Origin of the sequence: Neorhizobium tunisiense (assembly GCF_039631515.1) — a bacterium.
In the GTDB taxonomy this organism is placed as follows: Bacteria; Pseudomonadota; Alphaproteobacteria; order Rhizobiales; family Rhizobiaceae; genus Neorhizobium.
Map to the genome: position 1 here is coordinate 57,216 of NZ_JBDIUU010000009.1, position 13,888 is coordinate 71,103.

The following is a 13,888-nucleotide window of genomic DNA, read 5'->3' on the forward strand; positions in this document are numbered from 1 at the left end:
GGCTTTATCCTTTCAGGCCCGCCAGCATCACACCGCGGACGATGTAGCGCTGCAGGACGAGGAAGACGAGAAGAGTGGGAAGGGTGGCGATCGCCGCCCCCGTCATGATCATTTCCCACTGGATGGACTGCTCGACCGCGAAGCTCGAAAGCCCGACCGGCAGCGTATAGAGTTCCTTGCTGGTGGTGACGATCAGCGGCCAGAAGAACGCCGTCCAGTTGCCGAGGAAGGTGAAGATCGCGAGCGCCGAAAGCGCCGGCGTCACCAGCGGCAGGGCCACTTTCCACCAGATCTGGAATTCGTTGAGCCCGTCGACGCGCGCCGCCTCGATAAAATCGTTCGGCACGGTTTCGAAGAACTGCTTCATCAGGAAGGTGCCGAAGGCCGTCATCATGCCGGGAAACATGATGCCCCAGTAGCTGTCCAGCCAGCCGAGCTGGCTCGACATCAGATACCACGGGATGACCAGCATCTCGGTCGGGATCATCAGCGTCGAGAGGATCGCGATGAAGATGAAATAGCGCCCGCGGAACTCGAACTTGGCGAGCGTATAGCCGACGAGGCTGTCGAAGAAGCAGTTCGACACGGTGACGAGGACCGCGATCAGCGTCGAATTGAAGAACCAGCGCATGAACCGCCCGTCGGCAAGCACAGAGATATAGTTCGCAAGCGTCGGCGCGGCGGGGATCAGGCGCAGGTCGTAGATCTGGTCGGCCGTCTTCAGCGATGTCGAGAACATGAAGGCGAGCGGCGAGACCATGATCAGGCCGCCGATGAACAGCACGGTCCAGGTGACGATCAGGCCGGGGCGGATCCTGCCGTGGCTGAGGCGAGTGGCTTCGCTCATTTCTTTTCCCTCAGGATCCAGAGCTGCAGCAATGAGACGATCAGCAGGATGGTGAACAGCACCACCGTCTGCGCCGCGGCGTAACCCATTGCGTAGGAGTTGAAGGCGGTCTGGTAGATCATCAGAACCAGCGGCTTGGTCGATCCGAGCGGCCCGCCGGGATCGTTGGTGGTCATGTTGTAGACCTGGTCGAAGATGCGCAGGAAGCCGATCGACGAGAACACCACGAGGAAGACGGTGGTCGGTTTCAGCAGCGGCAGGGTGATCTTGCGCAGGATCGCCCATTCGCCGAGCCCGTCGATGCGGGCCGCCTCGTAGAACGTGCCCGGAATGGCGCGCAGGCCGGCCATGAAGATGATGATCTGGAAACCGAGGCCCGCCCAGATCGCCGTCACCATGATCGAGAACAGCGCCTGGTCGGTCGAGCGGATGAACGGCTGCTGTGGAATGCCGAGCATGCCGAATACGTCGTTGATGACGCCGATCGGCGGCGGCTGGTAGAACCAGCGCCAGACCCAGGCCATCGCCGCCGCCGTGGTCAGGAACGGCAGGAAATACAGCGCCCGGATGAGATTGTGCATGAAGCGGACGCGATCGAGGAAAAAGGCGATCGTAAACGCGAGCACGAGGCTGATCGGCGTGCCGATGATCAGGTAGGTGAACGTGTTCTTGAACACCTTCCAGAACTGCGGGTCCTTGAAGAGCTTGATATAGTTGGCGAACCACACGAGCTTCGGCGGCCGCACCAGATCCCAGCTTGTGAGCGACAGGTAGAAGGCCTGAAAGGTCGGGTAGAAGCGGATGATCGTGTAGAACAGGATCGGTACCGCCAGAAAGCTCCAGACCCAGAGGAGCCGTTTCGTCCGCATGGACAGTCCGCCACCGGAGCCGGGGCGGCCGGATGCCGCCCCCTGTTGTTCAATCGCTGCCATGACCGGCTCCGCTCGGCTTGATCAAGGGATTACGGCTTGGCCGCGTCGATCATTTCCTGCTCGGCTTCGGCGGCCTGAGCGAGCGAATCCTTGGTCGACTGACCTTCGAGCAGCACGCGGTTGACCATGTCGATCGCGTTCTGGCGCTGACCCTGCTCATCCTTGAAGAGCGTCGTGTGGGCATATTCCAGGCCTTTCAGGAACGGCGCGTAGATCGGGTCCTTCAGGTTGGCGTCCGTGAGCGCGGCAGAGCGCAGCGCCGGCAGCTCGCCGACCGTCTTCAGCCAGATCTCCATGGCGGCAGGCGAGGTGATGTAGGCGAGGAACTTCTTGGAAGCTTCCAGTTCTTCGCCCTTGGTCTTGGCGCTGATGCCGTTGGCGAAATAGCTCGCATAGTTGGAGCGCACGCCTTGCGCATTTGCCGGCAGTTCGGTCACGCCCCATTCGAAGTCCTTGATGGACTTGAACGAACCGAGGCGGAAGGTCCCGTCGATGGTCATGCCGGCCTTGCCGCCGCGGAAGGCGGCCTGGCCTTCGTCCATGAAGCCTGCCTTGCCGATCTTCTTTTCAAGCTGCAGGCTGGTGTAGAAGTTGAGCGCCTTGAGGCCCGCCTCGTTGTTGTAGTTGACCTTGGTGTCGCCGTCCTTGTAGGGCTCGCCGCCGAACTGGCGGATCAGCACTTCGCGCCACCACTGGTGATCCTGGCCGCCCATGTCGACCGTCGAGCCGGCAACCACGATATTGCCCGAGCCGTCGAGCTTGGCGATCTTCTGGCCGGCGGCGACAAATTCATCGAGCGTCTTCGGCGGGTTGTTCGGGTCGAGGCCGGCTTCGGTGAAGAGTTTCTTGTTGTAGAACAGGGCGAGCGAGCGCACGGCCGTCGGCAGGCCGTAATATTCGCCGTCGCGCTTCATGGCGGAAACGATCGGGAAGAAGTCCTTCTCGATCTTGTCATGCGGGAAGGCGTCCTTCGGCAGCGGGGCAAGAAGGCCGCCGGCGACGAATTTGTCGAGCCAGCCGTAGAAGAGCTGCATGACATCCGGGGCGTTGCCGGCCATGTTGGCGGCGATCACGCGCGTCTGGTAGTCGGCATAGGGGAAGGTGACCTGCTTGACGGTGATGCCCGGATTGGCCTTCTGGAACTCGGCGATCAACTGGTCCATCGCCTTCACACGCGTATCGAAGACATACTGCCAGTATTCGATTTCGACCGCCTGCGCGGCATTGAATGCGAACGTGCTGAAACCGGCGACGAGTCCGGCGAACAAAGTTGCCTTGCGCATGTGAGCCTCCATTTGCCCCGCCGGGTGCACCGGTCTTGGGGTCTGATTGTTCCCTGCATTCGGACGCGACCTGCAGCCCGACGCGTTTATTGGTTTCGGGAGACGAACCTCCCTTTCAAGCGCTGCGGCGCTTTGCCCCAGCCCTCCCCTTACGCTTTCCTGAGTGAGGTCGTTTGTCAATAAGATAATTTACTTGAATTATTCTATTGCGGGATGCCGTTTTCCGGCGTTATGAATTCTGCCAACCTAAGGTGGGCGAGATGACCATACACACGATCGGCACACACCCGGTGGCTATCGGCAAGAACCCCGAACGGAGCCGCGAGCATAATCGCCGCGTCGTGCTGGATGTGGTGCGCCGCCACGGTTCGCTCGGCCGCGCCCACATTGCCAAGCTCACCCAGCTGACGCCCCAGGCGGTCGCCAATATCGTCGACGAACTCGCCGGCGAGGGCCTGCTGATGGAAATGGGCCGGCTGAAATCCGGCCGCGGCCAGCCGCCGATCCAGTTCGCGGTCAATCCGGAAGGCGGCGCGACAATCGGCGTCGAAATAGCCGCCGACCACATGGTGACCGTGGCGCTCGACCTGTCCGGCGGGCTCCGGGCAAAGCGCATCACGCCGCTGAAAGATACCACCCCCGGGCACATCCTTACCGCTTTCGCCGCGGAGCTTGCAGCGGTCACGGAACTGGTCGGTGCAAAGCTGCTCGGCACCGGCGTCGTCATGCCGGGCCCGTTCGAGATCGACGGCATGACTTCGGTCGGCCCGACGACGCTGCCGGGCTGGGCAGGGCTCGATGCCGCCCAGGCGCTCAGCGAAGCCTGCGGCCATGCGGTCATCGTTGAAAACGACGCGACGGCCGCCGCCGTCGGCGAGCGGCTGTTCGGCGCGGGTCTGGCGATCTCCAATTTCTGCATGATCTATTTCGGCGTCGGTATCGGCCTCGGCATCATCCAGGACGGCGCGCCCTATCGCGGCGCCTTCGGCAATGCCGGCGAAATCGGCCACGTCACCGTCGTACCGAAGGGCAGGCCTTGTCCCTCCTGCGGCCAGCTCGGCTGCCTGGAAGGTTATGTTTCCGCCTATGTGCTCAAGGAAAAACTGAGCTGCGTCGGCATTTCCGACACTGAGTTTTCCGATCTCGAAAAGCTCCATGCCGACCGCCATCCGGTCGTCGAGGAATGGATCGACGAGGCGGCGACCTATCTCGGCCCGATGGTCGCCATGCTCGAAAACATTCTCGATCCCCAGACCGTCATCCTCGGCGGCGCGCTGCCGGATGCGATCATCGAGGACATCGTTGCCCGCATGGGCAACCTGCCGACCTCGGTCGCCAGCCGCAGGCAGCGCGATCTGCCTCGCGTGTTGCGCGGCCAGACGGGGCAATTGACCGCCGCCCTCGGTGCCGCCGCCCTTCCGCTTTTCGACATGGTGACGCCCAAGCTTGAAACCTCGCTTGCAGCACTCGCCGATATTCCTGCCTGACCTATTGGAGAACCTTTCATGCTGACCGCCCGCGAACGCATCGAACGGCAGATGGCCGATCCCTCGCTCGTTAGGCTCCATCGCAAGCTTTCGCGATTGAAGTCGACGGTCACGATGATGAACACCGGCGCCCATCCAGACGACGAGCAGAACGGCATGCTCGCCTGGTTCCGTCTCGGCCTCGGCATGCGCGTCATCATCGCCTGCTCGACGCGCGGCGAGGGCGGCCAGAATGCGCTGGGGCCCGAACGTCTCGGCCCGCTCGGCGTCATCCGCTCCCGCGAGCTGGAAGAGGCGGCCCGTGCGATCGACGGCGACGTTTCCTGGCTCGGCCACGGCCCCACCGACCCGGTCCACGATTTCGGCTTCTCCAAGGATGGCGACGCCACCTTCACCCGCTGGGGCGAGGCCCGCACAGTGGAGCGGCTGGTGCGCGCCTACCGCATGGAACGCCCGGATATCGTCATCCCGACCTTCCTCGACGTGCCTGGCCAGCACGGCCACCACCGCGCCATGACACGGGCCGCCGAGACGGCGATTACGCTCGCAGCCGACCCCAATGCCTATCCGGAACATTTCACCGAAGGCCTGAAGCCCTGGAAGGTCGCCAAATATTACCTGCCGGCCTGGTCGGGCGGCGGCGATACCTATGACGACGAAGTGCCGCCGCCGGATACGACGGTCACGGTTCTGGCCAAGGGTCGCGACCCGGCCACCGGCGCGGACTATGACCGTATCGGCGAATGGTCGCGTTATTACCACGCGTCCCAGGGCATGGGTCACTGGCCGAAACGCCCGGAAAAGGACTGGCAGCTGCATCTGAAGCTCTCCGCCACGCGCTTGAAATCCGAGCAGTCGGTGCTCGAGGGCCTGCCGGCATCGCTGACCGTGCTTGCCGGTTTCGCCGGCCTGCCCGCCAATGTGGCGGAAGCCCTGCGCTCCGCAGACGCCGCCATTGCCGTGGCCTGCGCGGCCTTCCCGGACCGCGATGCGATCATCAGGGCGCTGACCGAGGCCGCCGGCTGGCTGGACATCGTAGCCTCCGCCGCACCGGAAGAATTTGCGACCCTGCAGGGCCACCGCATCGCCCGCAAACGGACGGAAGTCGATGCCGCGATCCTCGATGCGGCGGCGATCTTCGAACGCGCCTATGCCGATCCCTCCGCCATTTCTCCAGGCGGTGCGGCGGCGCTCACCGTCGAGCTCGGCGAAGGCGCTTCGACCCACAAGGTCGATGTTGTTCCGGTTCTGCCGGCCGGCGTCTCGTCCTCGGTCCAGTCGCTCGCCCATGACCGGGTGTTCGCGCTGATTGCGGCATCGGACGCGCCGCTCTCCGGCCTCTATTTGCCCGCCTGGTCTGCACTCGGCGGCAATGGCCATGCGCATGTAAAAATCTCGGCCGAGATCGGCGGACGTTTGGTCTCCGGCACATTCGATCTCGAAGAGCCGTTTGCCGTAACGCCCGCCCAGTCACTGACCCTGCTGCCGGATGCGCTGCTCGTTCCCCTGGGTAGCAAGCAGACGGAGTGGCCGATCAAGGCCAACGTCTCCGGCGTCAACGCGCCGGTCTCGTTCAAGACGCCTGCCGGCTGGGTGATGAAAAAAACCGATGACGGCTGGACTGCTTCTTCGACCGATGCGGCCAAGCCCGGCCTTGTCGAGCTCGAACCGCAGATCGACGGCCGACCGGCCTTCCAGGTCACGCCGATCGCCTACCGGCATATCGGCCGCACCAGTTTTCGCGCGCCCGCTACCTTAAAAATCCTGTCGGTCGATCTGAAGCTGCCTGAAGGCGCGCGCGTCGGTTATGTCGGCGGCGGTGCCGACCGGGTTGGCCTATGGCTCGCCCGCATGGGCCTCGACGTCACCGAGCTCGATGCACAGGCGCTAACCGGCGATCTCTCACGCTTCACCACCATCGTCGTCGGCATCTTCGCCTTCGGCATTCGCAAGGATCTTGCGGCTGCGACCGAGCGCCTGCACCGTTTCGTCGAAGAGGGCGGTCACCTCGTCACCCTCTACCACCGCCCGACCGATGGCTGGGACCCGAACGGGACGCCTGTCCGCCGCATCGAGATCGGCTCGCCGTCGCTGCGCTGGCGTGTCACCGATCCGAGCGCCGAGGTTACCGTGCTTGCACCCGACCATCCGCTGCTCAAGGGACCGAATGTCATCGGGCCGGAAGACTGGCAGGGATGGGACAAGGAACGCGGCCTCTATTTCGTCTCCCGCTGGGACGATGCCTACGAACCGCTTCTGGCCATGCACGATGTCAACGAACAGCCCCTCAAGGGCGCGCTGATCTCCGCTGCCATCGGCCGCGGCCGCCACACCCATACCAGCCTTGTGCTGCATCACCAGCTCGACAAGCTGGTTCCCGGTGCCTTCCGGCTGATGGCGAACCTCGTGCAGCCGGCGTGAGCACGGAGGCAGCGCCAGAACCGGAAGGCGTGCGGGCCTCGAATGCCCGCACCGGCATCGGCTGGCTGCTGCTCGACATGACGCTGGTTTCCGGCGGCATGACGGCGCTGGTGAAAGCGCAAGGGGCGACCTATCCCGCCTTCCAGCTCGTCTTCATCCGGGCGATGATCGGGCTCCTGTTCATCCTGCCGCTGATCTGGCAGCACCGCGCCGAAATGCGCCGCGTCAAATACCCGTGGCGCAACATTTTTCGCATTTCCTGCAATGCCGTGGCGCTCACCAGCAATTTCCTCGCCATCACCATGCTGCCGCTCGCCATGGTCAATGCAGTCGGTTTCTCCCGGCCGCTGATCACCATGGCCATGGCGGTCGCGATGCTCGGCGAAACGGTGAGCCGTATCCGCTGGCTCGGCGCCGGTTTCGCCTTCATCGGCGTGCTGATCGTCATGGCGCCCGGCACATCGAGCTTCGATGTCGAGGTGCTGGTCGTGCTGGTCTCGGTCATCTTCGGTTCGCTGGCGATCATCCAGACCCGGGCGCTGAAGGACGAGAACACCACCGTGATGATGGTCTTCTACACGGTCGGGCTCGCGGTGATCACCGCAGTTCCTGCGGCCTTCACCTGGCAGCCGGTTTTGCCCTTCGACTGGATACCGCTTCTCGGCATCGGCTTCCTCGCCCAGCTCGGCCAATACTGCTTCCTGCGGGCCTATCGGATCGCCGATGCGAGCGTGCTTGCGCCTGTCGGCTATCTCTCGATCGTCTTCGTGACCATCACCGGCTACGTCTTCTTTGGCGAGGTGCCCGAGGTGAGGGTGGTGATCGGCGTGCTGATCATCCTGGCGGCGCTGCAAGGCGCAGCCTGGCTCGACCGCCGCCGCGCCCAGCTTTGATGGCGATATGGCGCAAACGCCGAGCAGACGTTCTGGCTCGGGCGATCAACTTCTACATGTTCGGAGAAAGTTTGGTGGAGCTAAGCGGGATCGAACCGCTGACCTCTTGCATGCCATGCAAGCGCTCTCCCAGCTGAGCTATAGCCCCATCAGGGTGGTCCGGTATTTGCCGGTCCTGGGAAACTCCGCCGGGGGCCTGTAAGGGCTGTCCCGCTGGAGTGGCGGCTTATTACTTCCGGTTTACGGAGAGTGCAAGCCGAAATTTGTCCGCCCGGCAATTTTTATTGAATTGCCGGGCTTTAACTTGGGTAGCGGATCAGACTTCGTCGTCGTCGCCGGTCACGCCGATGATGCCCGACATGTCGTCGTCATCTTCGTCTTCGTCGGCTTCCAGGAAGGTATCGTCGTCGTCATCGCCGATATCGACATCGTCGTCATCGCCGATATCCGGGATATCGTCACCGCTGGCCGCCTCGTCGCCCTCTTCGAGCGAGACGAGTTCGACTTCCGGATTTTCGGTATCGACTTCCTGGACGTCTTCTTCCTCGGCCTGTTCCATCTTCTTGGCGGCGCTGTGCTCCTCGAAGAAGGACAGCGGCCAGGATTTGCCGGAATAGGGAGAAACGACCGGATCGCGGTTCAGGTCGTAGAATTTCTTGCCGGTATCGGGGTCGGTTCGCTTGGTTCCGAGTTCCGCTTTTGCCACAGTCAGAGCCTCATGGGATGGCCGAATAGTTCGGCGCGCCGCTTGTATCGCGGCTTTATAGGGTGAAAATCTAAGCCGGTCCCCATAAGGCCTGCGCTCTTTGTTGTCAAAGACAAACTTTTCATGGACCCCATAAGGGCGAAAGCGGTGACCGATCCCGGGCTTTATGTTAGTCAGGACGGCGAAATTCCACCACGACGGGCAGGCCCCGCCGCCTGCCGCGGGCGGAAGCGACAAGAGGTCGAGACCATGTACCAGCCGCCGCATTTTCGCGAAGAAGATCTGCGAACCCAACACGCGCTGATCCGCGCCCATCCGCTCGGTCTGCTGGTCACATCCGGCAATTCCGGCCTGCTTGCCAATCCGGTGCCGTTCCATCTGGATGCCGAGGCTTCGGCAAAAGGAACGCTCCGGCTGCATCTGGCCCGCGCCAACGGCCAGTGGAAGGACATTCGCGATGGAGCGTCGGTTCTGGCCGTCTTCCAGGGCGCGGAATCCTACGTCACGCCCTCCTGGTACCAGACCAAGCGCGAGACCGGAAAGGTCGTGCCGACCTGGAACTATGCAATCGTCCAGGCCAGGGGTCCGGGGCGCATCGTCGAGGATGCCGACTGGCTGCTGTCGCAGATCAACGCCATCACCAGCCAGCATGAGGGGAGCCGCGCCATGCCCTGGGCCGTCACGGACGCGCCCGACGATTTCATCCGGGCCCAACTGAAGGGCATCGTCGGCGTCGAAATCGAGATCGCCGAGATCGAAGGCAAATGGAAGGTCAGCCAGAACCGTCCGGTCGGCGATAGGGAAGGCGTTGCGGCAGGGCTTGATGAAATGCCAGGCCAAGGCGATATGGCAGATCTCGTCCGCCAGTATGGGGCTATGCGGGAAGCATGAGTTTGAATTCGAAACCTGCAATCGTCATCGCCATCGACGGTCCCGCCGCAGCCGGCAAGGGCACGTTGTCGCGCCTGATTGCCGACGCCTATGGTTTTCACCATCTCGATACCGGGTTGACCTATCGCGCCACCGCCAAGGCGCTTCTCGATGCGGGCCTGCCGCTCGATGATGAGAAGGTCGCCGGGAAAATGGCGCGTGAGATCGAACTCGCAGGGCTCGATCGTGATATATTGTCCGCCCATGCGATCGGCGAGGCAGCCTCGAAGATCGCGGTCATGCCGTCGGTCCGCCGCGCGCTGGTCGAAGCGCAGCGTGCCTTTTCCCTGAGGCGGCCGGGCACGGTGCTCGACGGCCGGGATATCGGCACTGTCGTCTGTCCCGATGCGCCGGTGAAGCTTTATGTCACCGCATCCGCGGATGTCAGGGCGAAGCGCCGTTACGACGAGATCGTCGGCAAAGGCGGCGAGGCGGATTACGGCGCGATCTTCGCAGACGTGAAGAAGCGCGACGAGCGCGACATGGGCCGGGCCGACAGTCCTCTGAAGCCCGCCGACGATGCGCACTTGCTTGATACCTCGGAAATGAGTATAGAGGCCGCGTTTCGGGCAGCGAAGACCATCATCGACGCCGCCCTGAAGAGACAATCGAAATAGAATAGTCCGAAGTTCAAGTCCCCGCGCCGGATTGCCTCCCACGGATAAGCCCGATGAGAGAGGCGGACTTGAACCTTTGGGCATGTGCAACACGAACCACCGGCGCTGTATGGGCCCGTATCGGGACCCTCAGGAGATTTCATGGCAGTATCTAACCCCACGCGGGAGGACTTCGCAGCCCTCCTCGAAGAATCCTTCGCTTCCAACGATCTGGCCGAAGGTTATGTCACCAAGGGTCGCGTCACCGCGATCGAAAAGGACATGGCCGTCGTTGACGTCGGCCTCAAGGTCGAAGGCCGCATCGCGCTGAAGGAATTCGGCGCCAAGGGCAAGGACGGTTCGCTGAAGGTCGGCGACGAAGTCGAAGTTTACGTCGAGCGTATCGAAAACGCGCTGGGCGAAGCAGTTCTGTCGCGCGAGAAGGCTCGCCGCGAAGAGAGCTGGGTCAAGCTCGAACTCAAGTTCGAAGCTGGCGAGCGCGTCGAAGGCGTTATCTTCAACCAGGTCAAGGGTGGCTTCACTGTCGATCTCGACGGCGCCGTTGCCTTCCTGCCGCGCAGCCAGGTCGACATCCGTCCGATCCGCGACGTCACCCCGCTCATGCACAACCCGCAGCCCTTCGAAATCCTCAAGATGGACAAGCGTCGCGGCAACATCGTCGTTTCGCGCCGCACGGTTCTCGAAGAGTCCCGCGCCGAGCAGCGTTCTGAAATTGTTCAGAACCTCGAAGAAGGCCAGGTTGTTGACGGCGTCGTCAAGAACATCACCGATTACGGTGCGTTCGTTGACCTCGGCGGCATCGACGGCCTCCTGCACGTCACCGACATGGCATGGCGCCGTGTGAACCATCCGTCGGAAATCCTGTCCATCGGCCAGCAGGTCAAGGTACAGATCATCCGCATCAACCAGGAAACCCACCGCATCTCGCTCGGCATGAAGCAGCTCGAGTCGGATCCGTGGGATGGCATTGCCGCCAAGTATCCCGTCGGCAAGAAGATTTCCGGTACCGTCACGAACATCACCGACTACGGTGCATTCGTCGAGCTGGAGCCGGGCATCGAAGGCCTCATCCACATTTCCGAAATGTCCTGGACCAAGAAGAACGTCCATCCCGGCAAGATCCTGTCCACGACGCAGGATGTCGACGTGGTCGTTCTCGAAGTCGATCCGTCCAAGCGCCGTATCTCGCTTGGCCTGAAGCAGACGCTCGAAAATCCGTGGCAGGCATTTGCCTACAGCCATCCGGCCGGCACTGAAGTCGAAGGCGAAGTCAAGAACAAGACCGAATTCGGCCTGTTCATCGGCCTCGAAGGCGACGTTGACGGCATGGTCCACCTCTCCGACCTCGACTGGAACCGTCCGGGCGAACAGGTCATCGAGGAGTTCAACAAGGGCGACGTCGTCAAGGCTGTCGTTCTCGATGTGGACGTCGACAAGGAGCGCATCTCGCTCGGCATCAAGCAGCTCGGCAAGGACTCGGTCGGCGACGCCGCCGCTTCCGGCGAACTGCGCAAGAACGCTGTCGTTTCGTGCGAAGTCATCGCCGTCAACGACGGTGGCGTGGAAGTGAAGCTCGTCAACCACGAAGACATCACCTCCTTCATCCGCCGCAACGACCTGGCACGCGATCGCGACGATCAGCGTCCGGAGCGTTTCTCGGTCGGCCAGGTCTTCGATGCCCGCGTCGTCAACTTCTCCAAGAAGGACCGCAAGGTCATGCTGTCGATCAAGGCTCTCGAGATCGCGGAAGAGAAGGAAGCAGTCGCTCAGTTCGGTTCGTCCGACAGCGGCGCTTCGCTCGGCGATATCCTTGGTGCGGCTCTGAAGAACCGCGGCAGCAACGAGTAATCGAAGCTTCCTTGAAAATCGAAACCGCCGGATGCAAGTCCGGCGGTTTTTTCATGGGCGGTTTTTGGGAAGGGGAGCTCAGGTCCAGCCGGCCATGCGCCAGTAGAGGTCGTTTGCCCGCTCCGCATCTTCGGCGCCTTCCTTCGAAGCGTCGCTGCTCTCATCTTCCTGGGCGTGGTCCTCGCCCGGACGTTCTTCGCTGAACGCCTGCTCGCCGGCTGAATGCTGCTGTTCGCCGTCTTCGTCGGTTTCCGAAATCGCCTTCGTCTTGCGCTCCTCGGGATCCCGCTCGCGCTCCTCCGGCGGATAAGCGACGTAGGGCAGGGCAACGCCTTCGCGAAAGACATGCGGCATGGCGATCGGGAGCGCGAGCTGCTCGGCGAGTTCCGTCGCGCCCGTGGCTTGGCTACTTGCGTTTGCGGAAAGACCGGTCGTGCTGCCCGTTGAACCGATGCTGGCCGGCTCGTCGGTGGCCGGCGGCGTGGATTTCGCCGTGGCGGCACTCGCGGCCGCGCTCGCCTGCTGGGCGGATTTTCCGATAAGCTCCTTGTCGGTCAGTTCCTGCAGCGCCTGCTGTTCCGGCAATTGCCTTGCCGCAACCGGCAGGCTGTCGAGAAGGTCGCTGGTGGCCTCGGCAAGAACTTCCGCGAGCCATACGGTCGCGGCGCCGTTAGCCATCTTCTCTGCATTGAGCGCGCGGGCGCCGCCTTGTTGTTCGAGGCCGCGCTGGGAAAGCCGGGCCAGTGCCGGACCGTCATAAAAGACCGGCTGAGGCGTGCGCCGATCGCCGGCAGCGGCACTTGCTGTTTGCCGGCCTTCGTGCGGGCGCGCCGCAGTCGGGTCCTCCGGTGCGTCTTCGGTTCGCACGGCTGCAAGCTCAGGCGTCTCGCTTTCGGCGAGTTCGGCCGCCCCCTGCTGCGCGGATGCCGACGCGGCGTCCAGATCGGTCTCGGCGTTCGCCTGCAATGCAATCTCGTCGGCGAAGGTCGCCCAAGCCTCGACTTCCGCGGAAAGCGCGGCCGCATCCTGAGCGGCGCCGGAAACGGTCGTCGCGGGCGGTGCTTCCGCATCCTGCGGAGCGGCTTCTTGGACAATCTCCTCCGGCAAGGCTCCGCCGATCGCTGTTTCCCCGCCGGGCTGCGCGGCCTCGGCCTCAGCTGTTGGCACGGGCGCGGAAGCCTGGCCGGACGCAGACGGTGCCGCATTCGCCGGCTGCGGCAAAGCGCTCTGCCCCTGTTCCGCCCCGGCGTTCTGCCGATAGGAGCTGACGACGGCCTTTGCCACGAGATCGCGCTCGAGCAGCTGCGCGGTCTCCAGCTGTATGGCGACGCGGGCAGCTTCCGGACCTGCCGGATTGTTGAGGATTTCGGTGAGCAGGCGTAGCGAAACGCCTTTGACGAGCTGGTTGAGCGTGCGTTCGAGGGCCGCCTTTTCGGCCGGGTTCATCGCCTTGACTGCCTCGGAAAGGCGCTGGGCATAATCCGCCAAGGCCTCGCCTTCGCGGCGGGGAACCTTGATCAGTCTGCCGATGGTTTCTGCGAAGATGGAAAAACCCTGGGCGAGCTGGAGCTGCGCCGAAAGCGAAAGGATATCCAGCCGCCCCGCCGACATCGGCGAGGAGCCGATCAGCCCGCTGTTCGCCGCGGTATTGGCCACGTCGATCCGCTGGCGCAACATCGGCTGCTGCGACGGTGACTGGTAATCAACGAATGAACTGGTACGAACCGGGGGCAGCATCGTCCGCTCCAATGTCTGATAGAGACGATAGGACAGCTCGGCTGAACGGGTTCTTGTCTTTTCGCAACGAGCGGCGTTGCGACCGGAACGCCTCATGGCGTCGCCAGTGCCGATACACAGATATGACTGTGGGGCAAAAAGGTTAACAACTCGCTAACGGGCTCCGCCTTTCGCTGACGGTTCAGCG

Annotated in this window: 11 protein-coding genes and 1 tRNA gene; 6 read left to right on the forward strand and 6 right to left on the reverse strand. The window is 63.0% G+C overall.

Translation table 11 applies throughout. The annotated features are described in order from the left end of the window. Positions 1 to 4 precede the first annotated feature (4 nt). The 3 genes from ABCW43_RS23285 to ABCW43_RS23295 are packed head-to-tail and all read right to left on the reverse strand — an operon-like array spanning position 5 to position 3,074. Positions 5 to 847 (reverse strand): carbohydrate ABC transporter permease, encoded by an 843-nt coding sequence (locus tag ABCW43_RS23285; protein WP_345928874.1) that lies wholly within the window; start codon positions 845 to 847, stop codon positions 5 to 7. Beyond that, entirely contained in the window at positions 844 to 1,779 is a 936-nt protein-coding gene (locus ABCW43_RS23290; RefSeq protein WP_345928876.1) for a carbohydrate ABC transporter permease, read from the reverse strand. The genes ABCW43_RS23285 and ABCW43_RS23290 overlap by 4 nt, the downstream gene beginning before the upstream one ends. A gap of 29 nt (positions 1,780 to 1,808) precedes the next feature. Next, complete coding sequence (locus ABCW43_RS23295; RefSeq protein WP_080955779.1) at positions 1,809 to 3,074, reverse strand: sugar ABC transporter substrate-binding protein; 1,266 nt, start codon at positions 3,072 to 3,074, stop codon at positions 1,809 to 1,811. A 248-nt stretch (positions 3,075 to 3,322) separates the two neighbouring features. On the opposite strand from ABCW43_RS23295, the gene ABCW43_RS23300 reads away from it, so the two are divergent. From ABCW43_RS23300 to ABCW43_RS23310, 3 genes are read left to right on the forward strand one after another with little or no spacing between them, the layout of a single operon-like run. Then, positions 3,323 to 4,549, forward strand: a complete 1,227-nt coding sequence (locus ABCW43_RS23300) for an ROK family protein (protein ID WP_345928880.1) — start codon at positions 3,323 to 3,325, stop codon at positions 4,547 to 4,549. A gap of 18 nt (positions 4,550 to 4,567) precedes the next feature. Continuing rightward, positions 4,568 to 6,970, forward strand: coding sequence for a PIG-L family deacetylase (locus tag ABCW43_RS23305; RefSeq protein ID WP_345928882.1), 2,403 nt, complete (start codon positions 4,568 to 4,570; stop codon positions 6,968 to 6,970). Next, complete coding sequence (locus ABCW43_RS23310) at positions 6,967 to 7,863, forward strand: DMT family transporter (protein ID WP_345928884.1); 897 nt, start codon at positions 6,967 to 6,969, stop codon at positions 7,861 to 7,863. The genes ABCW43_RS23305 and ABCW43_RS23310 overlap by 4 nt, the downstream gene beginning before the upstream one ends. A gap of 72 nt (positions 7,864 to 7,935) precedes the next feature. Here the strand turns inward: ABCW43_RS23310 and ABCW43_RS23315 are convergent. Next, positions 7,936 to 8,011 (reverse strand) — tRNA-Ala (locus tag ABCW43_RS23315). Positions 8,012 to 8,179: 168 nt separating this feature from the next. After that, a complete protein-coding gene (locus ABCW43_RS23320) occupies positions 8,180 to 8,569 on the reverse strand; it encodes a TIGR02300 family protein (RefSeq protein WP_037080075.1) in 390 nt (129 codons plus the stop codon). Between the two features lie 249 nt (positions 8,570 to 8,818). On the opposite strand from ABCW43_RS23320, the gene ABCW43_RS23325 reads away from it, so the two are divergent. The 3 genes from ABCW43_RS23325 to rpsA all read left to right on the forward strand — a co-directional run bounded on the left by ABCW43_RS23325 (position 8,819) and on the right by rpsA (position 11,964). Further along, positions 8,819 to 9,460 carry an FMN-binding negative transcriptional regulator gene (locus ABCW43_RS23325; protein ID WP_345928887.1) on the forward strand — a complete coding sequence of 214 codons (642 nt, stop codon included), beginning with the start codon at positions 8,819 to 8,821 and terminating at the stop codon, positions 9,458 to 9,460. After that, the gene (cmk, locus tag ABCW43_RS23330; protein ID WP_345928888.1) at positions 9,457 to 10,116 is read left to right on the forward strand and encodes a (d)CMP kinase; all 660 of its coding nucleotides are present in this window, start codon (positions 9,457 to 9,459) and stop codon (positions 10,114 to 10,116) included. Before ABCW43_RS23325 ends, cmk begins: the two co-directional genes overlap by 4 nt. A gap of 141 nt (positions 10,117 to 10,257) precedes the next feature. Next, positions 10,258 to 11,964, forward strand: coding sequence for a 30S ribosomal protein S1 (gene rpsA / locus ABCW43_RS23335; RefSeq protein ID WP_345928889.1), 1,707 nt, complete (start codon positions 10,258 to 10,260; stop codon positions 11,962 to 11,964). Positions 11,965 to 12,042: 78 nt separating this feature from the next. Here the strand turns inward: rpsA and ABCW43_RS23340 are convergent, their stop codons facing one another. Further along, positions 12,043 to 13,701 carry a hypothetical protein gene (locus ABCW43_RS23340; protein WP_345928891.1) on the reverse strand — a complete coding sequence of 553 codons (1,659 nt, stop codon included), beginning with the start codon at positions 13,699 to 13,701 and terminating at the stop codon, positions 12,043 to 12,045. Positions 13,702 to 13,888 lie beyond the last annotated feature (187 nt).